This window comes from Segatella bryantii, from assembly GCF_022024215.1.
In the GTDB taxonomy this organism is placed as follows: Bacteria; Bacteroidota; Bacteroidia; order Bacteroidales; family Bacteroidaceae; genus Prevotella; species Prevotella bryantii.
This window is the reverse complement of sequence record NZ_CP091798.1, coordinates 951,023-973,503: the sequence shown is the minus strand read 5'-3', so window position 1 is coordinate 973,503 and position 22,481 is coordinate 951,023. Positions and strand designations below refer to the sequence as shown.

Here is a 22,481-nt window from a genome sequence, read left to right as displayed (position 1 = left end):
TAACTAAAACTGCAGACCACTGAAGCACATCATAGCCATAGCCATGAGACCCACAGTAATAAAAGCGATACCCATACCCTGAAGAGGCTTAGGTACATCGCTATAAGCCATTTTTTCACGAATAGCACCAAACATCACAATAGCAAGCGTCCATCCGATACCACTACCCAAAGCATAAGCAAAACTATCCCAAATATTAGAAATAGCCTGAGCATTAGAAGAATCGAGAAGAATACGTTGCTGCATAAACAAAGAGGCACCCATAATTGCACAGTTTACAGCAATCAACGGCAAGAAGATACCAAGGGCTGCATAGAGTGATGGAGAATATTTTTCTACAGCCATCTCTACCAACTGTACAATACCAGCTATAACTGCGATAAAAAGAATAAAGCTCAAATAGCTCAAATCTACGCCGTCAACTAGACAATTAGGGCCAAGCACCATTGTTTGAAGCAAATAGTTAACAGGTTCGGTTACAAGCAACACAAAAGTAACTGCGATACCCAATCCAAGCGACGTTTTAACATTCTTACTTACAGCCAAATATGAACACATACCTAAAAAGTATGCGAAAATCATATTATCTACAAAAATAGACTTGAAGAATAATGATATTGCGTGTTCCATTTTTCTTGTCTTTTAAAATTATTTATCGTCCTTAGCAAAAAAAGCACGATTAATCCAGATAACAACACCAATAAGAATAAGGGCTGTACAAGACATAGTCATCATACCATTATTCATATATCCTACTGTATCATAGAATGACTGAGGAATAAGTTGGAAACCTAAAAGGCTACCACGACCAAACAACTCTCGGAAAGCACCTACGATAATTAGAATGATAGCATAGCCTAAGCCATTACCCACACCATCGAGAAAAGAAGGCCAAGGTTTATTGCTCATAGCAAACGCTTCCAGACGCCCCATCAGAATACAGTTTGTGATAATCAGACCAACGTATACAGACAATTGAACGCTCACATCATAAGCGAAAGCCTTCAATACCTGATTAACGATAGTCACCAAGGCAGCAACCACTACCAACTGTACAATAATACGAATTCGCATAGGAATTGTATTACGGATGATAGAAATAATTACATTAGCAAAAGCAGTAATCACTGTTACAGCCAAACCCATAACGAGAGCAGGCTTCAACTGTGAAGTTACAGCCAACGCACTACAGATACCTAGAACCTGAACCATAATAGGGTTGTTCAAGTGCAGAGGCTCCATGAATGCGGCTTTATTTTGTTTTGAAAATAAACTCATCTTGAAATAATATATTACGGTTAATTATTTTTGATTCAAGAAATCAAGATACTGTCCTAGACCTTTATCTTTATCCATCAGCATCTCAGCAACACCATTACTGGTCAGAGTAGCTCCAGTCACAGCATCTACCTGTGTAACAGGGTCTTCCACCTTTTTCTTTACAGAGAGTGCAATTTCATTAGTTACACCATCCTTAAAGAGTTTCTTTCCCTGGAATTTTTCTTGCCAACTCTGATTATCTTTGATTTCTGCACCAAGTCCAGCAGTTTCACCTTCATGAGTAAAGTAAGCACCATATACTGTATTTTTATCATCATTTACTGAGATATAACCACCGATGCCACCCCAAAGACCCATTCCTTTGACGGTGAATACATACTTAGTTTTACCATCGATATTACAAGTATAGATAGTACCCCTACCCTCATTTACACTTTTTTCCGATTTAACAACCTTCGCATAAGTTTCCTCTGTTTCAGCGTTATTCAGATTACGAATATTCAAACTATATAAAATCTGCTTTTTCTTATCAAGTGCTTCATTAGCATCCTGCATAGGCTTCAAGGCCTTGAAAACAAATGCGAGCAGGAAGGCTACAATTATGACAATTACTGCCGAATAAATAATGGTATATGAATTTGAATTAGTTTTCATTGCCATGCCCTCCTTATTTAATTAAACGTTTTGCTCTCTTAGAAATGTTGCGTTCTACCACACAATAATCAATAAGAGGAGCTATCATATTACCGAAGAAAATGGCTAACATCATACCTTCAGGATAACCCGGGTTTAGTACACGAACGATTACCGCAAGCGCACCAATAATGAAACCATATACCCATTTACCACATTCTGTACGTGCTGATGTAACAGGATCTGTTGCCATAAATACAGCACCAAAACAGAAACCACCTAAAACAATGTGCTCATACCAAGCGATAGGAGTCTTACCAGTGGCAGAGAAAAGAAGAGCCATAGCAATTCCACCTACGAAGACACTCAACATTGTCTTCCAACTAGCAATACCTGTACAGAGCAAAATAACAGCTCCTATAGCAATAGCAATTACAGAAGTTTCACCTATAGAACCTGGAATAAAGCCGAAGATCATATCGCTTAAGGAAGCCTGAACAGCAGAGCCCTGAGCAATCTGTCCTAAAGGAGTAGCCATAGTGAAAGCATCTGGCAGATTATTACCTAGTCCCAGAATAGCATCTTTAGCAACCCATACATTATCACCTGTCATACAACTTGGATAAGAAAAGAACAGAAACATACGGGCACCTATAGCAACATTAAAGATATTCATACCAGTACCACCGAAGATTTCCTTGCAGAAGACTACAGAAAAAGCAATAGCTAATACCAATATCCACCACGGTGTAGTTACAGGGATGATCAGTGGAATTATAATACCTGTAACAAGATAACCCTCCTGAATTTCCTCATGTTTCCACTGGGCCCAAGCGAACTCAATGCCTAAACCTACAACGTAGCTTAATATTACCTTCGGCAATACAGCTAAAAATCCAAAGCCAAAAATCTCACAGAAAGAAGCATTTGCAAGTGTACCTGCTGCCAAATAATTCTGGTAACCTACATTATACATACCAAACAATAGAGCTGGCAACAAAGCGATAACCACAAAACTCATGATGCGCTTGCTATCGATAGCATCATGGATAGAAACACCACTCTGCGATGTCTTATTAGGCACAAAGAGGAAACTCTCGAAACCATCATAGACACTCCAAAGCGAATGCAGCTTACCACCCTCTTCAAAGTTTGGCTTTATCTTATTTAAATAATTTTTTAAAGCACTCATTTTGTAATAATTAAATAATTAAGCATTCTCCTTTCGAAGTGTATTCAGTCCTTCTCTGACAATTTTCTGCAACGGCAGTTTAGATGAATCAACAAACTCTGCCAAAGCAAAATCTTCAGGACTTACTTCATAAATACCTAATTGTTCCTGTTTATCAATATCACCAGCGATAATGGCCTTTATTAGATATTCGCTATAAATATCCATTGGCAAGACCTTATCATATTCGCCACTCATAATCATATGACGCTCACCACCTTTAATACGGGCGTCCAGATTATAGGCTTTCTTACCAAAGAGCCATGAAAAATAACTATGATTAGCAGAATACTGTTTAGTTCTTGGCATAATCCAACCCAGGAGTTCATCTACATTATCACCTTCTGGTATTACTGTAACCTCTGAGACATGTGCATGAAGATAATCCTCAATCGAAGATTTTATACCTGTAAGTGGGTTACCATTCAAGATACGTACATGTTCCGTTTGTTTTAAATTACCTTCGAGTATAGCCTTCAATGGTGTGCCTACCAATACTTCAACATAAGAAGGGTCTTTAACTTCACTACCAGCAACAGCTACTTTCTTACGAAGATCCACTTTACCCGTCAAGAAAAGACGACCAAAGAAGATTACTGCAGAAGGATCCACAGTCCAAACGACTTCACCTTTATTAACAGGATCTATATGATTAATTTGAACTCCTACATTACCTGCAGGACACTTTCCATCGAAAACGTTAACTTCCGCATTCTTAGCAGATAACAGAGTTTGATTAGACTGATTCTTTCCGACCCCTAAATACACCTTTGCAATTTTTGAGAGGGCAGAAATACCAGTCTGAAAAGCCTCCTCATTTCCTTTCAATTCATACTCAAAATTACCAGCAAGAGGCATGTCGCGCAAAGCAGAAACAAAAATAGCCTTAGGCGTTGTACTTGGATTTGTTGCAATAGCATAAGGAAGTTGGTTCATGTAGCCAAACAAACCTGCATCCAACAGACTTTTCTTTACTTCTTCACTAGTTAATTCATCGACATTCTTGATACCGAAATCTACATACTGCTGATTTAGATCAGCCCTTACTTTTACGCAGAGCACCTTTCTACGTTCACCTCTCACGATAGCAGTAACAGTACCACTAACAGGTGAAGCAAATTTTTCCTCAGGAAAAGCTTTATTCACAAACAAAGCATCTCCAGCCTTGACCACATCTCCCTCATGGACAACAACTTTAGGAGTAATACCAACAAAAGCCTCTGGAACCAATGCGAATTCCTCACATTTAGAGAGTTCTGTTAGTTTCTCCTCAGCCTTTCCTATAAGATTAATGTCTAGGCCCCGACGTAACTTAATTACATTTGCCATAACTACATCTTTTATGGGATATTCTCATCCCTGCTGAAATATTAATTGAATAAATTTTCTTTAATGAATAGTATGTTTGCAAATATAGCGAAAATTATGTTAATTCAGAAACAAAAAGTTATATTTTCTTGCAAAAATTGGCAAATTATAAACTTTTGTAAAGCAGGGTTTACAAATTACAAACTTTTTTACTATCTTTGCTTAGCTTTAAGCAAAACATATTAAATTAGGGACATCTGAAAAGACTCAAACATATCATTAACACCTTTATATGGACCTTAGCAGGACTATATTTTGGTATTGTTACATTACTGCATATTCCAGTAGTGCAGTCTTATGTAGGTAGCCAAGTAAGCACTGCCTTGGAAAATAAGTTTGGAACAAGGGTTTCCGTAGAAAAAATTGACATTGGAATATTTAACCGACTTATTATCGACAATGTCCAGATGTACGATCATGAAGAAGAACGTATGCTCCAAGCATATCGCCTTTCTGTGCGTATAGATTTACTCGACCTACTTCAAGGTAAGATTAGAATTTCTTCAGCCCAAGTTTTCGGTCTGAATGCTAATTTATATCAACAAACTAGGCAATCTAAGCCTAACTTTCAATTTATACTCGATTCTTTAGCTTCTAAGGATACGACGAGCCACTCTCCTATTAATTTACAGATTAACTCTCTCATCATTAGACATGGATCTGTGCAATGGAACAAGCGATTTATTGCACAAACCCCTGGCCTTTTCACGCTTGATCACATTAACATTCATGATATCAGCGCACATATCATTGTGAATGCACTGGAAGAAGATTCAGCCAACATCAATATTAAGCGTTTGGCTATGGAAGAAGTTTCAGGACTAAAATTAAAAGATTTGAACTTTAAAGTTAAAGCTAACCATCGACAGGCGCAGTTGACAGATTTCCATATTTGTTTACCACATACCACTATCGATATTCCTCAGATTTCAGCACAATATCGATTCGAAAATGGTAAGCTACTCATGCCGACGCTTGAATATGAAGGCGAGATCGCTCCATCAGCGGTTACACTTAACGATATCGCAGCCCTGATACCGGAACTGTACAAGGTACAAAGTACAGTTCATATCTCTACTAGTTTCAATGGTACTAGTACATCTTGCCGTATACAACACCTAAATATCAAAACCGACGCCAATGAAGTAGTGGTAGACGCTTCAGGATTTGTAAGAGATTGGAGTTACAAACCTAAATGGAATGCCGAAATCAGACAACTGAGAATTACCGACAAGGGCATTTCACTCATTGCCAATAATTCAGGAGCACATTTTAAGATACCAGACATGATTAAGAGACTAGGCAACATAGCCTATCATGGACAAATAGGTGGCTATGGCAACTATCTTGCTGCCAAAGGAGTTCTTACCACTTCTCAAGGTCTGGTTAACTTAAGTGTAGGGAAACATAACCAACAGTTTAATGGAACGCTGGAAACCAGGGGTATAAATCTAGATAAAATACTAAATGATAAGCATTTAGGCATTCTCAGTACAAGTATTCATATAAAAGGTAAGACCGATAAAAAAAATCATTTATCACAACTTATAGCTAAAGGAAACATTGAGCGAATAGATTACAAGGGGTATTCATATCGCAACATACACGTAGATGGTACGTTTTTTAACGGACTTTTCCGTGGTCTTGCTTCTATCAACGATGCCAATGCGAAAGTGACACTTCAAGGACTTTTTAACTCTGCATCAAGCAAGCCTTCTGTAACAGCAAAGGTTCAAGTTGATCGTTTTAATCCATCCGCACTCCATCTTACTCAGACCTTTCCTGCTACCACTTTTGCCTTTACAGCTAAAGCTGACTTTGTAGGAAACAATATCAATACGATAGCAGGAGATCTTGACCTGTCACATTTTAAGATGCATTCAGCAAAAGAAAATTATTATCTAGATAAATTACACATAACTGCTGGTAACCAAAATAAAACTCACGAACTAAAACTACAAAGTGATTTTGCTGATTTACAGCTAAAAGGTCATTTCAATTATGAAACTCTAGCTCAAAGTATTATCAATCTTGTTGGCAATAAACTACCTACCCTACCTGGACTTCCTGCCCCAAAACCAGTACACGGTAACGACTTTACGATTCAGGGATCAATTAGCAAAAGCGACTGGTTGCAACACCTTTTCCACTTGCCGGTTACTATTCAGCAGCCTATTACCATCAATGGAATGCTCAATGACCGTATCCACCAACTTAACTTACATGCAGACATGCCACAATTTATAATTAATGGTAAGCAATACAAGAATGGCTATATCCGCATGAACACACCTAACGATACTCTAAAAGCAGACATTCATGTAAGCATGTTGGCAGAATCTGGACGCACAAATAGTTTCAAAGTAGAAGCTTCTGCATATAACAATAAACTGGCCACCTCACTACATTATAACAATAACAATCCTGAACTCAAAATTAAAGGATTGCTCAATACTGAAACTCAATTCTATAAGATGAATACAGGATTACCAGCTGCCCACATGAGCATACATCGTTCCGATATTCTTATAGGTGACTCTTTGTGGGCAATTGAACCTTCAGACATTATTTATTACAAAAATCATTTAACCGTAGACCATTTTAATATAAGACACAATGATCAGCACATTCTCATTTCGGGATTAGCAACAGATCAGGCAACAGATTCACTCCTTGTCAACCTTCAGAATGTAAATATCAAATACATTCTTAACCTTATCAATTTTCACTCGGTAGAATTTGGAGGATACGCTTCTGGTGAAGCAAGTCTTAAATCTGTATTCAAATCGCCTGACGCCAAGGCTGACCTTACCGTTAGTCATTTCACTTTCCAAGATGGAACAATGGGAACCCTACAGGCTCACGTTAACTATAATAAGCCTAAGGAGCAAATTGATATTCAAGCTATTGCAGACGAAGGATCAGGGCATTACACACAGATAAACGGATGGGTAGCACCTGGAAGAAATGATATTTTGCTAAACATTGGTGCAAGAGGGACCAACCTTGACTTCCTCAAATCTTTCTGCGGAAGCTTTATGGACCAAATAGACGCCCGAGCATATGGCGATGTACAACTCGTCGGTCCTTTGAGTCACGGTGGTCCTAACTTAATAGGAGACATCGAGGCTTCAGGTAAGACACATATAGCTCCACTCAACACCGAATATTCCTTCCAGCACATGAAGGCAAAAGCGACTCGTAATAAAATAACCTTATACAATGACACCGTGTACGATCGCGAAGGACATATCGGTATTGTAGATGGAGACTTACTCCACACCAACCTATCCAAACTGCACTATAATATAAATATCCAAGCACAAAATCTGTTAGGCTATGACCAAAAAACATTTGGTAACAATACTTTCTGTGGAACAGTATATGCTACAGGAACCTGCTCTATCAGAGGTAAAAGTGGAGAAACCATCATAGACATTGATGCTAGTCCAGAACAAGGTTCAACATTCGAATATAATGTATCAAGCCCTGAAAGTGTTGGACAACAAGACTTTATTCATTGGCACGATGCCACACCTAAAAATACTACAGTTGTTGAACCCCAACAGCAAGAGCAACCTTCAGAAATTGATATTCCATCTGATATGAAAATCAATTTTCTGATTCATGCAAATCCAAACCTTACTGTAAAATTGTTAATGGATGCAGCAACAGGAGACTACATCACTCTTCATGGTGATGGTGTTATCCATGCAAATTACTTTAATAAGGGTGCCTTCAATATGTTTGGTACTTATGCTATCAACAATGGCATTTATCAGCTCACTATTCAGAATATTATTCAGAAACAGTTTCAGTTTATGCCAGGAAGTTCCATTACTTTTAGTGGTGACCCATTCCTTTCCCCACTTCAACTCAAAGCACAATATACAGTAAACGGAGTGAGTCTAAGTGATTTGAACCTAGGCAACTCTTTCGGCGGTGGAACTATACGTGTAAACTGTTTAATGAATATTACAGGTACTCCAGCAGATCCGAAAGTTAACTTCGACATGGATTTACCTCATGTAGACAGTAACATCAAGCAAATGATTTATAGTACGATCAATGGTACTGATGAAATGAAGCAACAAGTGGTATATCTGCTTGCCATCGGTCGATTCTATAATAAAAACACCAATAATGCTGTTGCAGAAGAAGCGAATCGACAAAGCCAAGCCTCCTTGGCGATGCAGAGCCTTATTAGTGGAACGATTAGTCAACAGTTTAACAATGTACTAAAGACAGTAGTTCACAATACCAACTGGAATTTTGGTGCCAATATCTCTACCGGTGACGAAGGCTGGAACAATGCAGAATACGAAGGACTATTAAGCGGCCGTATGCTCAACAATCGTTTACTTTTCAATGGTCAATTTGGCTATCGAGATAATTCAAAATCAGCAACAAACAGTAGTTTTATCGGTGATTTTGATCTTCGCTATTTACTCCACCCTAATGGAAATTTCGCCATTCGTGTGTATAATCAGAGCAATGATCGCTATTTCATCAAGAATACACTCAACACCCAAGGTATCGGTCTGATTCTGAAAAAAGACTTTAATGGTATCCATGACTTTTTCGGCATTAAGAAGACAAAGAAAAAAAATAAGTCAAAAAAGATAGCAAACAAAAAGGAAAACAAAAAATAGGCTAAACGAGAAGAAGACAGTACGACGAGTCTATGTTTGACAAAAAGTCTATAAATGTTCAAGTTTTCTTATTTTTCTAATCAAAAATTCATGATATCCTTATAATTTGCTTACCTTTGCATAAAATAATTCAAAATAAGTATATCATGACAAGAGCAATAATAACTGTAGTTGGCAAAGATACCGTAGGTATCATCGCTAAAGTATGTACTTACCTAGCTGATAATCAGATTAACATCCTTGATATTAGTCAGACCATCGTTCAAGAATTTTTCAATATGATGATGATTGTTGACATGACAAAATCGTCAAAATCATTCGATACTATCAGTACCGAACTTACCCAATTAGGCAAGGAAACTGGCGTACAGGTAAAAATACAGCTTGAAGATATCTTCAACAAAATGCATCGTATATAATCTGAAAAAGACTACACAGCTATGATTAATATTTCGGAAGTACTCGAAACAAATCGCATGGTGGAGCAAGAAAATTTAGATGTGCGAACCATCACAATGGGTATAAGCCTTCTAGATTGTGCTGATAGTGATCTCAATACTACATGCGAAAAGATATATACAAAAATTACCACAGTAGCCAAAAATCTTGTAGCTACAGGTGAACAAATTTCTCGAGAAATAGGTATTCCTATTGTACACAAGCGAATCAGTATCACTCCTATTGCAATGGTAGGTAGTGCATGCTGTCATACCCCAGGAGATTATGTACAAATTGCAAAGACTCTCGACAAAGCTGCTCTAGAAGTAGGCGTTAATTTTCTTGGTGGTTATTCTGCAATAGTAAGTAAGGGAATGACTAAGAGTGATGAACTTCTTATCAGGTCTATCCCTAAAGCTATGGCCTGCACTGAACGTATCTGCTCTAGTGTAAATGTTGGCTCTACCAAGACAGGTATCAATATGGATGCGGTACGATTAATGGGCGACATTATTAAAGAAACATCTATGGAAACCAAAGATGCAGACTCTCTTGGTTGCGCTAAACTGGTAGTTCTGTGTAACGCACCAGATGATAATCCGTTCATGGCAGGTGCATTTCATGGTGTAAGCGAAGCAGATGCTATCATTAATGTAGGTGTAAGCGGACCAGGTGTAGTAAAATATGCCTTGGAACAGATGGACCTTCAGGCCGGAAGAGAACTCGATAAAAATGGTAAGCCTAAACTTGCTAACTTTGAATTACTTTGTGAAACTATCAAAAAGACCGCTTTTAAGATTACACGTGTTGGTCAGTTAGTTGCACAGGAGGCAAGTCGCCGGCTAAATGTCCCATTCGGCATCATCGACCTTTCACTTGCTCCTACCCCTGCCATTGGCGACTCTGTTGCTGACATTCTAAAGTGCATAGGTGTAGAACATCCTGGTGCTCCAGGTACAACTGCAGCTTTAGCCTTACTCAATGATCAGGTAAAAAAAGGTGGTGTTATGGCTAGTTCATATGTTGGAGGACTTTCAGGTGCTTTTATTCCTGTTAGTGAAGATCAAGGTATGATCGATGCAGTAGAAGCAGGAGCACTTACTATCGAGAAGTTGGAAGCCATGACTTGCGTATGTTCTGTAGGTCTCGATATGATTGCTATCCCTGGTGACACTCCTGCTACAACTATATCAGGTATTATTGCAGACGAAAGCGCTATCGGTATGATCAACCAAAAGACCACAGCCGTACGAATAATTCCAACAGTCGGCAAGTCGGTTGGCGATACTGTAGAATATGGTGGTTTACTAGGTCATGCACCTATCATGCCTGTCAACACCTTCTCAAGCCAGCGATTTGTAGATCGTTGTGGAAGAATTCCTGCACCAATCCATTCGTTTAAGAACTAAAAACACTTAATCTTACAGATATTTATCCTTTTAGCTCAAAAAGAATGCTGAAAGGGTAAATATCTGTATTATCTGCCTTTTTCCTATTATCTCTTGTATAATTGATATTTTTTCTTTACCTTTGCAATCAAGAAATAAAAACGACTGTAAAACAAAATAATTTAGCGGAAAATTTATAGTCGTAATCAATAAAAATAAAGCGAATAAACATATTTTATTTACAGCGAATAATATTACACAAAAACTATGATTGTTTTAGGTATAATAATTTATATATTATTAGGTTTAGCCTATACAGTGATTATTAATTATTGTATAGCACATTTTACATGGGCACAAAACCTCGTGCAAGTTCTTTTTTTCCCAATTTGTCTACTCATACTTATAGCAGGTCTATTACTTTCAGCCACATTTGGACGTGGCAATACACGATATCGGTATTAATATAGCATTTTCTTCATAATATTTTGTACCTTTGCACAAAATAAAAATATATGATTGAAATTATCGATCTAGTTGTTTTCTTTGCATTTACAATTGGTATAGTCTTCTTGGGCGCTTCATTTTATCACAAAGAGACATCTGTATCTGATTATATTCGTGGTGGAGGTAATATTCCCTCCTGGGTAGTAGGTTTATCAATATTATCTACCTATATCAGTTCTATTAGTTATCTAGGCAATCCCGGCATGTCATACGAGCACAACTGGAATCCTTTTGTGTTCGATTTAGCCATACCTATTGCAGCCTGGATAGCTTGTCGATACTTTGTACCTTTCTATCGTAATCAGGATAGTATATCCACTTATGGATTTTTAGAAAAAAGATTTGGCCGATGGGCTAGAGTCTACGCGTCATTCTGTTATCTTCTTACCCAGATTGCTCGTATCGGCACTATCATTTTTCTTTTAGCCCTTCCTATGAATATGCTCTTAGGATGGAATATCATAACTGTGATCATACTCACATCTATAGCTATCATTTTCTATGCAATACTTGGTGGTATACGCGGGGTTATATGGACAGAAGCTATTCAAGCTACGATTATGATTATTGGTGCTTTCACCTGTCTTATTATTATCTTTTTCGAGATGCCGGAAGGTCCGCAGCAAGTATTTTCCATTGCTATAAGCAACCATAAATTTTCGCTTGGCAGTTTCTCACTAACTGATTTTTCGACATCCACATTTTGGGTCTGTATGATTTATGGCATTTTTGTGAATCTACAGAACTTTGGTGTAGATCAGAACTATGTACAACGCTATCATACCACCAACACTCTTGAAGAAGCTCGCCGTGCTGTAAAACAGAGCACATGGACACTGATACCTGTAGCTGGCATGTTCTTCCTTATAGGAACATCACTATACAGTTACTATCAAGTGCATACTAATCTATTACCAAGTGAAGGTATCAAGAGCGATTATGTATTCCCTTATTTTATAGTTCATCAGCTACCGCACGGTATAACAGGACTGCTTATCGCCTCCATCTTTGCAGCAGGTATGAGTACAGTTGCTACCGGTATTACAAGTTCGTCTACCATCGTACTAACCGACTATGTAAAGCCTCTTTTACCAAAAGCCAAAGAGTGGCACTACTTAGCAATACTTAAGATATCCGGTTTAATTATCGGTTTACTAGGTATGTGCATTGCTATTCTGATGATCAATGTAGCCAATATACTTGATGCCTGGTGGAAACTGAGCAGTATCTTCAGTGGTGGTATGCTCGGTCTCTTTTTACTCGGGTTTGTTAGCAAGAGAGCATGCAATGTCGATGCAGCTATCGGCACTATTTGCGGCATTTTAATTATAGCCTGGATTAGTGCTTTTGAATGGCTTCATCTACCTAATCCCCACATCCACAATTATCTCACAATCGTATGTGGAACCGCAACCATCTTTCTCATAGGTTTTCTTGCATGCCATCTAAGAATAAGATTTAAGAACGCATAAAAAAGGATTTCAGCGACTCTGCTGAAATCCTTTTATACACCTTATAAGATTAACCTTTGATTAAGATTATATAATTACTCGTATAAAATGCCATTAAACAAATTTATTTAATTCCTAAAATATCCTTCCAATCAGAAAAAGCATCATCGATTGCAACTTTCTCGCTTGCCCAATCATGGCTATATGGAACACAAAGTTTATGCGGCACACCTGTTAAAGTAGTAGACAATACACTTTTACTACCATCAGCATAAGTAACCACAACAGGAATATCATTATTGAAATCAAAAGTAGTAATATTATCAGCAACCTTCTTGACTATCAATATAGAACTCGTAGCATCATGCTTTCCCGCTTCTGTATTTACCATCTGAGAAGTTGACACACCAAATAGTTTATGAATTTCGTTGCCATCAACAGTAATAGGCAAAGTTCCTCCAGCAGCCTCAATCTGGACAAAGAGCCATACACCAGGTTGGTATCCTGTATTTTCTCCTGTACCAGGAACTTTATATTTACCTTTCACACATGCTACACTAAATACTGCATCATTATAGTCCATATCGTTTTTAGAAGAAGAACCAAGATCTTCAACTAAGATTCTGTACTTAAAAGGAATTTCTTCTTTTGCTTTACCTGGATATACGTGCCCCTGCTCCACAACATTCCATTGACCACTTGTCCAATCTATGTCTTCACCAGAAAAAGCACGTGTAGTATTAGTCTTAGCACTAGCAGAATTATCTGTCCCAAATAATTCTGTCAAATCAAGCACGTCATCGCTAACAGACATATCTGCACTCTTGAAACCACCCATATTCCATGAAGAGTTTGGTTTACCAAATATCTGGATAAAGGCATTATCATACTCTACTCCCTTAATTTCGGCTTGTGAAGTTGTCTCTGTACTATTGGTACATGAACTCAAAACTAACGATACTAAAGCGAAGCCAAAAATAATTTTTTTCATAAAAATGTTACAACTATATTGTTTCTAAAATAAGAGAATATGGATACAAAATAAAGTATTTCATGAAGCTGAAAATTAAAAAACCTCTATACTTGCTATTTTCATAAATAGTTCAACCAAATTCCAATTTCTCTGATATCTATAATTCACTGTTCAAATATACTACTTTTTTTAATAACAACAATAAAAAAAAGAATAAATTACAAAAAAATAAGCTGTAAGTTGCTCATCTTAGGTATATTACACCTAATTTCGATCCTAAAAACACACTTCGATGTCTTAGCAATACCCTATAGAATTATCAACAAAAAACGCCTATAGAATTCTGTCAACAAACAGATATTCTATAGGCAAAATTTTCAAATTAACGTCAAACTTAATCTTCCATCAACTTACGATAACGGGTTTTCTTGATTTCATCGTTACCTAGACGCTTAGCCTTGTTGATTTCATATTCAGAATAGTCACCTTCGAAGAAGACGACTTCACCATTACCCTCAAAAGCCAAAATATGTGTACAAATACGGTCGAGGAACCAACGGTCATGACTGATAACAACGGCACAACCAGCAAAGGCTTCTAAACCTTCCTCGAGAGCACGCAAAGTATTCACATCGATATCATTGGTAGGCTCATCAAGCAAAAGGACGTTACCCTCTTGCTTTAAAGCCAAAGCCAACTGTAAACGATTTCGCTCACCACCAGATAGAACACTACAGAGTTTACCCTGATCAGTACCTGCAAAGTTAAAACGAGAAAGGTATGCACGACTGTTCACATCGCGTCCACCCATGCGAAAACTTTCATTACCCTGAGATACTACTTCATAAACCGTTTTATTTGGATCAATATCCTTATGTTGCTGATCTACATAAGCCAGTTTAACGGTCTCACCCACTTCAAACTGACCTCCATCAGGTGTCTCTAAGCCCATGATAAGACGGAATAAGGTAGTCTTACCTGCACCATTAGGACCGATAACTCCGACTATACCATTTGGTGGGAGCATAAAATTGAGATCCTTAAAGAGCACTTTCTCACCAAAAGCCTTCTGAACATGCTGAGCATTGATAACCTTATTACCTAGACGAGGACCGTTAGGGATAAAGATCTCAAGTTTTTCATCTCGTTCTTTCTGTTCTTCATTAAGCATCTGCTCATAATTATTCAGACGAGCCTTACCCTTAGCCTGTCGAGCCTTTGGAGCCATTCTAACCCACTCCAACTCACGCTCAAGAGTCTTACGACGCTTAGAAGCAGACTTTTCTTCCTGAGCCATACGCTTGGTTTTCTGATCCAACCAAGAAGAATAGTTACCCTTCCAAGGTATACCTTCACCACGGTCAAGTTCTAGAATCCATTCACTCACATCATCAAGGAAGTAACGGTCGTGAGTAACAGCGATTACGGTACCCTCATACTGCTGCAAATGTTGTTCTAACCAGTCGATACTCTCTGCATCCAAGTGGTTAGTAGGCTCATCAAGCAATAAGACATCAGGTTTTTGTAAAAGCAAACGACAGAGTGCTACTCGACGACGTTCACCACCTGAAAGGTTAGCTACAGACCAATCGGCAGGCGGACAGCGAAGAGCATCCATTGCACGTTCTAATTTTGAATCGATATTCCAAGCATCTGTTGCATCAATAATATCTTGTACTTCCGCCTGACGCTTCATCAACTGATCCATTTTGTCAGGATCACTATAATATTCCTCCAGGCCGAATTTCACATTAATATCATCATACTCTTTAAGGGCATCATACACATATTGTACACCCTCCATAACATTCTCCTTAACGGTCTTTTCCTCATTCAATGGAGGATCTTGAGGCAGATAACCTACACTATAACCAGGACTCCAAACCACCTCACCTTGAGTAGGTTGTTCCAGACCTGCAATAATTTTCATCAAAGTAGATTTACCTGCACCATTAAGACCGATAATTCCAATTTTTGCACCATAGAAGAACGAGAGATAAATGTTCTTCAGAATCTGTTTCTGGTTCTGTGGGATAATTTTAGAAACACCCACCATGGAGAAGATAATCTTCTTGTCGTCTACTGTTGCCATGTATATATTTTTGGATTTATATTTTGAATATCATATCGAACTTTTGCAAATATACGAAAATTTTCTGAGTCTACCACTATTTTCAATAGATTGACTGAACATATTTTAAAGTAAAAAAGATAGATTTATGTGCTTGTTTGATTAAAACAAAATACACGATATCTTCAACTTTTGTTCTGAACAGACAAACACCATGTTTTTGAGTCGTAAACATTATACTTTTGAGTTGTAAACACTATACTAATGAGTCGTAAACACTATACTTTTGGCATGCATGTATTAAACTGACGAAGCTAAAACGCATAAACTGTTGATTTTCAAATAGATATAAAATACTGCACAATTTGTATATTTGAGTCATTCTATCATGGCAATTCCAAGTAAGCAAATCACAAGACGATACATGTCAACAAAATTCAAAAAAAGAAAATTATCAGCTACAAAAAAAAGCAAGAAAAATACCAATAGCTAAAAAGAAAACTATTAAAACAAGAAAAAACTTAAGCATAAAAAAGGATGAGTAAATAAAAACTAAAAAAAAAGATTGGATTTTCGAGTATCATATGTTTTTAGTATATTTGTGACACAAAAAATAGAACCAATGTATACATTTAATAATAAATATTTCAAAAGCAGCAAAATACGTATCACCACTCTTTCACTGGTATCTCTCTTCGTTTTGTCTGCATGTGGAAATAAAGAGAATACAAAGAAGACAGAAAACAACAAATTTAGTGGTCAATCAATTACAATAGACCAACAGTTGAAGGATAATTTAGATGAATTTGCCAACAAACCTAGATGTAAGGGCAAATTTGCCATTTATGTTTATGATATAACAGCCAACAAACCGGTATATGGCAATAACGAAAATCTTGCTTTACCTTCAGCATCGTGTATGAAACTCATCAGTGGTATTGCAGGACTCCACCTTTTGGGTACAGATTATCGCTATACAACAGACATCTATACTCGAGGTACCATTAAAAATGACACTCTACAAGGCGACATTACATTGAAAGCAGATCTCGACCCACAATTGAAAGGTACAGATTTAAAGATGTTTATTAATGCTCTTCACCGGAAAGGTATAAAAAAACTATCGGGAAAAGTATATATGGATTTGACCATCCAGAAACCTGTAACAGCCGAGCCTCACTGGTATCCATGGGACTTATCATTCTCACAGTACGGTTTATTATACAAGGGTAAAGAGCGTGTTAAAAATGAATTTAAGACCATGCTGCGTAATCAAGGCTTTCAATTAGCAGATTCTCAGTTTGTTTTTAGTAAAACACCAAAAGGTTCAAAATGCATTTTTCGTTTTCAGCGAAGCATCGACCGTGTGATACAGCGTATGTGGAAAAATAGTTCTAACACGCAAGCTACTGCCATGCTTTATACCATCAGTAACCATATCAATGCTAAAGACAGCACGTTTACACGATCTGGAATAAATTATCTATATAAGTTTGTACAGAATGATTTAGGCCTAAAAGACAAGAAGCTAGTAATACATGATGGATGTGGTCTCTGTACCCATAATCATCTTTCACCTAAATCCTTAGTCGCAGCCTTACGCTATGGCTATAAGGACAATGCTATCCGAAAAAATTTATATACTCACCTTTCAGTAGCAGGAATAAACGGAACAGCCAGAAGACTCTTAAGTAAGCCAGAACTAAGAGGTAAATTACATGTTAAGACAGGTACCCTGTCACACCCTTATGGCATCAGTAGTCTTGCAGGATTTTGCAAAGCATCCAACGGTCACACCTTGGCTTTTGCAATCATGGATAGCGAAATGTCTGTATTAGATGCACATGTATTACAAAGTAAACTAGCTCAAGTACTTGTAAAATAAAAAAATATGAAATATCAAATGATTGTGCTCGACCTAGACGGCACACTGACAAACGCAAAAAAGGAAATTACACCTAAGACAAAAACTGCTTTAATGAAAGCACAACAGATGGGGGTAAGAGTGGTTCTGGCTTCCGGAAGACCTACTTATGGTATTACTCCACTAGCCGACGAACTAGAAATTGGCAAATATGGTGGATTTATCATGTCATTTAATGGTGGAAAGATAACCGACTGGAGTAATCATGAAGTACTTTTCGAGCAGAAACTGAATGAGGAATTGGTACCTCAGATCTATCAAAAAGCAAGAAATGCAGGTATGCATATTCTTACCTATCAAGGTGAGGGTATTGCTGCGACCAATAAAAACGATCAATACGTACAGCATGAGGCATTCATCAATAAAATGCCTGTAGAACAATATGACGATTTTCTTCGTCAAATAAAATACCCTATCAATAAATGCCTTGTCGTGGGCGATCCTATCCCACTTCATGAACTTGAACTGCACATGGCTAAAGAAATGGAAGGGAAAATCAGCGTGTACCGTTCTGCTGATTTTTTCCTTGAATGTGTACCACTAGGCATAGACAAAGCACAATCACTCGAACGGCTGATAACAAAACTAGGTATCAAACGTGAAAATATTATCGCTTGTGGAGATGGCTATAATGACCTAAGCATGATAAAATATGCTGGACTTGGTGTAGCAATGGCCAATGCTGCAGAAGAAGTAAAACAGTCAGCAGACTATGTTACCCTCTCTAATGAAGAAGATGGTGTGGCCCATGTAGTAGAAAAATTTATCACAAATATAGTAAAATAGAAACTAAACCTCTTTTTTACAAATAATTACCCTCTAAGTGAAAGAAATTACCCCACTTTGAGGGTTTTTTCTTATAAATTTGCAAAATACAATCAATAAGAAATATAACCGAAATATAATATTATTAGATTATTTTTATTAGTAAAAAATTGGGAAATTGCCCGTGAGGGTCATTTTCCAATCTTTTATAACTAAAAAATTATTAACTTTTTAGTGTTAAATTAAATTTTTCATTTTTTTATGTATCTTTGTACCTAATTTTGTGAAATAATATAAAACCTAAAATAAAATGACAAGAAAAACCATTCTTCTTAGCTTAGTAATTTTGTTCACGTCTGTTCCTATTATAGCCCAACAGAATGACCAGCAGCCAAAGGCTTTTAATAATATAGACCTGAATATGACAGCTGGTACTACAGGTATCGGTGTAGAGCTTTCTACCAAATTATCAAAAGTAGTTGGCATACGCGCAGGCTTCTCTTTTATGCCCCATTTCCTGTATAATATGCATTTTACGGCTCAGGTAGGCGATACTCCTGAATCTAAATATGACGAACAAGGCAACCGCGTGGAAACAAAATTTGATAAACTTCAGGCTACCATGAAAGACTACACAGGATTCACTGTAGACGAAGACCTTACTATGGAAGCACGTCCTAAATTCTACAATTTCAGCGTTTTGGTAGACGTTCATCCCTTTAAGAATAAGAATTGGTATTTAACAGGAGGTATCTATTGGGGAAATAGTACTTTTGCTGATTCTCAGGTATCCCAAGATGACATGATAACAACTCTCGCTGTAGGTCTTTATAACAATATGTATACGAAATCTATTAACAATGAACCTTTCTATCATGTCAATAACATGGATGTATACAATGAAGAAATGGCTGAGCGATTTATTAGTTATGGTAGAATGCACTATAGCATAGGAACCTTGAAATCAACAGGTGAACAATGTTATATCGAACCTGATGAAGCTGGTTATATCCGTGCAACAGCCAAGGTTAACCCATTAAAACCATATATCGGTTTCGGCTATTCTGGACGAATGACCAAAAACAACGATAACTGGAAAATTGGTATTGATGCAGGTGTCATGTTTTGGGGTGGTCGACCTGCCATATATATTGATAGAACGATAGAAACTGCATCTATTGATTCTGATACAGGTATTAGCTCATATAGCTATAGCACAGAAACTATCGATATGACCCGCGATTTAAAAGATTACAAGAATAGTATAAAGAGTAAAATGAACTTTATAAAAACACTTGGTGTTTATCCTGTCATCAATCTCAAAATTAGTCGTAAATTGTGGTAATCACAAAAAATAAAACTAGAAAAAAGCCATAAATCAAATCACTGATTTACGGCTTTTTTCATATATTATCGTCAAATGAAATACCTATTTCAAAATCTTTATACCATTTTGGATATAGACCCCATGAGGTAATATATCAGTATTGTCCCCTACTTTTTGACCTGAAAGATTATATACATCGCCAGCCTTCTCCGATTGAGAATCAGAAATTACAGCATGAATACCCGTTAAATAATCTTCAGGAGACAAAACCCGATATACATCAGGTGCACTGGTAGAAACAGACATGTAGAATGAATTGCGAGGAATATATTTCCAGTCTACTTTCTTCAAAACTAATGCACCATCTTGTACCTGAAGAACACGCATAGTAGTTGGATTATTCTCTACATAATTATCATGATTATAAATCTGATCATACCAAACAAACTGTGAAGGCACCGAACAAAAATAAACACCCGTAAGTAAATTATCTGAAGGAGCTGTAACAGATGATGTCAATAGATTGACACGATTATCAGAAGGGTTATCAGAATTACTCTTAATAATCATTGGTGTAGAAGCTGGTAAATCTTGGCCTGTAAACTCTTTAAGTTCAACAATTCCACGCTCATCACTCTTCTTATCTATATAATACGCTTTAGTATTTGTGGAAGCAAAAGAGAATGGGAATGATGCATAGAAACTCTGATAGTAATCATTACCCACTTTTAAATCGGGCTTGAAACCGAAATAATTGGTATCATCAGCAGAACTAATAGCATTGATATACCAATATTTCAGATTACCAGAAGTAGCCATATATGCCAAAGTATCAGCATCACTTGAAAAGCTTTTTCCATCATCAAACCCCTCATCACACAAATACACACTATAGTTGTTATAAGTACCATAAGCGGTATACGCAATAGCACTTGCCTTTTTAATAATCAGAGAATATTCACCCATCATCTCGCGAGTAGAACTTCCCTGAACCTTTAAAGCATAATTACCATTTTCACTATCAATGTAAATCACCGAAGCAGGATCAGAAACGATGCGATCATAATAATAATAAGTTCTTATAGCAGACAAATCTGCGTTAGTAGCAAGCTTATCTACTTTTGCTTTGGTATCATATAATGCGGCATATCGCTTTGTATTAGCATTCTGTACACGATAATATCCTGTGGCCACCTCCTGTGCAAAATTTGTTGAAGAACTCAACAAACTGAAAAATAATAGGAATAATTTCTTTTTCATAAGAGCATAACTAAAAAAATACTCTGCCTGCAACATTATAATAGATGAACAGACAGAGTATTGTAAATTTATAATCTATTAAGATTATTCAGCAATACAGATAGAAACACGGTTCTTATCATTCTCGCTGAAAGGCTGAATGTAAGCACCTTTAGAATCTGAAGTAATACGGCTTTCTGAAACACCATACTTATCACGAAGCATAGCTACAACAGCCTGAGCACGTTTAGCTGCAATTTTCTCATTAATCTTAGCAGAACCTGTACCAGCATCTGCATAACCTGTAACAGCAACCTTAGCGTCCTTGTTCTCGTTCAAGTAATCTACCAATTCCTTAATCTTAGCCTCCTCTGTAGCTGAGATTTTATTAGAACCTATTGTAAAGAATACATCTTTACGAAGCGCTTCTACTTTCTTTTCTTCCTTAACAGGAGTTGGAACTGGTTTCTCAACTATACGTTCAATAATACGCTCAACAGGTTTTGGAGCCTCAACAACACGCTTTGTATGAGTCTTACCCAAAGCTATCTTTACACCAGCGAGTGCATTAAAGTACCAATCTGGGTTACCAGCCTTCTTGCTGTTATAGTGATCGTTAAGTACATTAGCATTAACCTCGATACCAATCTTAACGCGATCGCTTACACGGAAATCAACATCAGCACCTGCACGACCTACGAAACGTACTTTAGAACCATCCCAAAGATAATCTAGATTCTGGCCTTCAACGCCTTGACTATAAGGCAATTGAGCAGCAATCTGACCATAAACAGTCTGAGCCTCATCATTATTCCATGCAATGTTAGCACCTGCACCAGCAAATACGGTAACATCTACAACACGATTTGGATTAAAACCGCAGAAAAGATTACTCAAGTTGAACATAAAGTCTACACCAGGAGCAACATAATTGTATTTCCACTTATACTTGTTACCATCAAGCTTCCAACCACCACGGCTCTGCCAAGCATTGGCCTGAAGACGCATGCCGAATACCTTATTAAAGTTATAACCTACCGCTACCTGTGCAGTTGGAGAAAGTAAATCTGAAAATTTAGTTTCACCTAATGTATACTGACCACCTGCTTGCAATTGTACGAACCAATGTGGCTGAAAGTCGTAAACAGTCTTGGCTGGCTCTTGAGCGTTAGCTGAAGCTACGCCCATGAGCAAAAGACTTGATAATAAAATATTATTAAATTTCATAATCGA

Annotated in this window: 16 protein-coding genes; 7 read left to right on the top strand and 9 right to left on the bottom strand. The window is 37.3% G+C overall.

Annotated elements, in window-relative coordinates; translation table 11 throughout:
• Positions 1 to 3 precede the first annotated feature (3 nt).
• The 5 genes from nqrE to L6471_RS08045 are packed head-to-tail and all read right to left on the bottom strand — an operon-like array spanning position 4 to position 4,474.
• Positions 4 to 630, bottom strand: a complete 627-nt coding sequence (nqrE, locus tag L6471_RS08065) for an NADH:ubiquinone reductase (Na(+)-transporting) subunit E (protein WP_006282306.1) — start codon at positions 628 to 630, stop codon at positions 4 to 6.
• A gap of 18 nt (positions 631 to 648) precedes the next feature.
• Entirely contained in the window at positions 649 to 1,278 is a 630-nt protein-coding gene (locus L6471_RS08060) for an NADH:ubiquinone reductase (Na(+)-transporting) subunit D (RefSeq protein WP_006282307.1), read from the bottom strand.
• Between the two features lie 24 nt (positions 1,279 to 1,302).
• Entirely contained in the window at positions 1,303 to 1,935 is a 633-nt protein-coding gene (locus L6471_RS08055) for an FMN-binding protein (protein WP_006282308.1), read from the bottom strand.
• Positions 1,936 to 1,948: 13 nt separating this feature from the next.
• On the bottom strand, positions 1,949 to 3,106 hold the full coding sequence (locus tag L6471_RS08050) for an NADH:ubiquinone reductase (Na(+)-transporting) subunit B (RefSeq protein WP_006282309.1): 1,158 nt from the start codon (positions 3,104 to 3,106) through the stop codon (positions 1,949 to 1,951).
• 18 nt (positions 3,107 to 3,124) lie between these two features.
• Positions 3,125 to 4,474: a Na(+)-translocating NADH-quinone reductase subunit A gene (locus L6471_RS08045; RefSeq protein WP_006282310.1), complete on the bottom strand. Its 1,350-nt coding sequence runs from the start codon at positions 4,472 to 4,474 to the stop codon at positions 3,125 to 3,127.
• A gap of 362 nt (positions 4,475 to 4,836) precedes the next feature.
• On the opposite strand from L6471_RS08045, the gene L6471_RS08040 reads away from it, so the two are divergent.
• From L6471_RS08040 to L6471_RS08025, 4 genes are all read left to right on the top strand, one after another.
• Positions 4,837 to 9,165 (top strand): translocation/assembly module TamB domain-containing protein, encoded by a 4,329-nt coding sequence (locus L6471_RS08040; protein ID WP_237797663.1) that lies wholly within the window; start codon positions 4,837 to 4,839, stop codon positions 9,163 to 9,165.
• 146 nt (positions 9,166 to 9,311) lie between these two features.
• Positions 9,312 to 9,584, top strand: a complete 273-nt coding sequence (locus L6471_RS08035) for an ACT domain-containing protein (RefSeq protein ID WP_006282313.1) — start codon at positions 9,312 to 9,314, stop codon at positions 9,582 to 9,584.
• Between the two features lie 21 nt (positions 9,585 to 9,605).
• Entirely contained in the window at positions 9,606 to 11,012 is a 1,407-nt protein-coding gene (locus L6471_RS08030; RefSeq protein WP_006282314.1) for a PFL family protein, read from the top strand.
• Positions 11,013 to 11,509: 497 nt separating this feature from the next.
• Positions 11,510 to 12,970: a sodium:solute symporter gene (locus tag L6471_RS08025; RefSeq protein ID WP_027453715.1), complete on the top strand. Its 1,461-nt coding sequence runs from the start codon at positions 11,510 to 11,512 to the stop codon at positions 12,968 to 12,970.
• 103 nt (positions 12,971 to 13,073) lie between these two features.
• Here L6471_RS08025 and L6471_RS08020 read toward each other — a convergent pair whose 3' ends face one another.
• Both L6471_RS08020 and ettA read right to left on the bottom strand, forming a co-directional pair.
• A complete protein-coding gene (locus tag L6471_RS08020) occupies positions 13,074 to 13,940 on the bottom strand; it encodes a hypothetical protein (protein WP_006282316.1) in 867 nt (288 codons plus the stop codon).
• A 376-nt stretch (positions 13,941 to 14,316) separates the two neighbouring features.
• Positions 14,317 to 16,014 (bottom strand): energy-dependent translational throttle protein EttA, encoded by a 1,698-nt coding sequence (gene ettA, locus L6471_RS08015; protein ID WP_006282317.1) that lies wholly within the window; start codon positions 16,012 to 16,014, stop codon positions 14,317 to 14,319.
• Positions 16,015 to 16,615: 601 nt separating this feature from the next.
• Between ettA and L6471_RS08010 the strand changes: the two genes are divergently transcribed.
• From L6471_RS08010 to L6471_RS08000, 3 genes are all read left to right on the top strand, one after another.
• The gene (locus tag L6471_RS08010; RefSeq protein WP_074614288.1) at positions 16,616 to 17,878 is read left to right on the top strand and encodes a D-alanyl-D-alanine carboxypeptidase/D-alanyl-D-alanine-endopeptidase; all 1,263 of its coding nucleotides are present in this window, start codon (positions 16,616 to 16,618) and stop codon (positions 17,876 to 17,878) included.
• Between the two features lie 6 nt (positions 17,879 to 17,884).
• Positions 17,885 to 18,703, top strand: a complete 819-nt coding sequence (locus tag L6471_RS08005) for a Cof-type HAD-IIB family hydrolase (protein ID WP_027453712.1) — start codon at positions 17,885 to 17,887, stop codon at positions 18,701 to 18,703.
• 289 nt (positions 18,704 to 18,992) lie between these two features.
• A complete protein-coding gene (locus L6471_RS08000; RefSeq protein ID WP_027453711.1) occupies positions 18,993 to 20,027 on the top strand; it encodes a hypothetical protein in 1,035 nt (344 codons plus the stop codon).
• Positions 20,028 to 20,111: 84 nt separating this feature from the next.
• On the opposite strand, the gene L6471_RS07995 is transcribed toward L6471_RS08000, so the two are convergent.
• Positions 20,112 to 21,269 (bottom strand): hypothetical protein, encoded by a 1,158-nt coding sequence (locus tag L6471_RS07995; protein WP_237797662.1) that lies wholly within the window; start codon positions 21,267 to 21,269, stop codon positions 20,112 to 20,114.
• Between the two features lie 84 nt (positions 21,270 to 21,353).
• Positions 21,354 to 22,475 carry an OmpA family protein gene (locus L6471_RS07990; RefSeq protein ID WP_006282322.1) on the bottom strand — a complete coding sequence of 374 codons (1,122 nt, stop codon included), beginning with the start codon at positions 22,473 to 22,475 and terminating at the stop codon, positions 21,354 to 21,356.
• Positions 22,476 to 22,481: the final 6 nt, after the last annotated feature.